The sequence below is a fragment of the Alteromonas sp. KUL106 genome, assembly GCF_009811415.1.
Classification (GTDB): domain Bacteria; phylum Pseudomonadota; class Gammaproteobacteria; order Enterobacterales; family Alteromonadaceae; genus Alteromonas.
Genome location: NZ_BLIG01000087.1, coordinates 1 through 1,196 on the forward strand (window position 1 = coordinate 1; position 1,196 = coordinate 1,196).

General features: G+C 46.7%; 1 pseudogene. It reads right to left on the reverse strand.

What is annotated here, in order from left to right:
• Positions 1 to 11: 11 nt before the first annotated feature.
• Positions 12 to 1,196 (reverse strand): annotated as a pseudogene (gene tuf, locus GVO63_RS19345) (elongation factor Tu); the annotation flags it as partial.

The window sequence follows — 1,196 nt, forward strand, 5'->3', positions numbered from 1 at the left end:
CTAAGTCTAGATTAGTCTAGGATCTTAGATACAACACCAGCACCTACTGTACGACCACCTTCACGGATTGCGAAACGAAGACCTTCTTCCATCGCAATCGGAGCAATTAGCTCAACTTTGAATTTAAGGTTGTCACCAGGCATTACCATTTCTACGCCTTCTGGAAGCTCTACAGCACCAGTTACGTCAGTTGTACGGAAGTAGAACTGTGGACGGTAGCCTTTGAAGAATGGAGTATGACGGCCACCTTCATCTTTAGACAGTACGTATACTTCTGCTTCGAAGTTTTGTGTGTGGAGTGATTGAACCAGGCTTCGCTAGTACTTGACCACGCTCAACGTCATCACGCTTAGTACCACGTAGTAGTACACCAACGTTCTCACCCGCACGACCTTCGTCTAGAAGCTTACGGAACATCTCAACACCAGTACAAGTCGTCTTAGTTGTATCTTTGATACCAACGATTTCTACTTCTTCACCTACTTTAACGATACCTTGCTCAACACGACCTGTTACTACTGTACCACGGCCTGAGATTGAGAATACGTCTTCGATTGGAAGAATGAACGGCTTGTCGATTGCACGCTCTGGCTCTGGGATGTATGAATCAAGCGCTTCACCAAGCTCGATGATTTTCTTTTCCCACTCTGGGTCGCCTTCAAGCGCCTTAAGAGCTGAACCTTGGATAACTGGTAGGTCATCACCTGGGAATTCGTATTCGTTAAGAAGTTCACGAACTTCCATTTCTACTAGCTCTAGAAGCTCTTCATCGTCAACCATGTCACACTTGTTCATGAATACGATGATGTAAGGAATACCAACCTGACGACCAAGTAGGATGTGCTCACGAGTCTGTGGCATTGGGCCATCAGTCGCAGCTACTACTAGGATACCACCGTCCATCTGAGCAGCACCAGTGATCATGTTTTTAACGTAATCAGCGTGTCCTGGGCAGTCTACGTGCGCGTAGTGACGGCTTGGCGTGTCGTATTCTACGTGTGAAGTAGAAATGGTGATACCACGAGCTTTCTCTTCAGGCGCGTTATCGATTTGATCGAAAGCCTGAGCAGAACCGCCGTAAGTTTTAGAAAGAACTGTAGTGATAGCTGCAGTTAGGGTAGTTTTACCGTGGTCAACGTGGCCGATTGTACCCACGTTTACGTGGGGTTTCGTACGTTCAAACTTTTCTTTTGCCA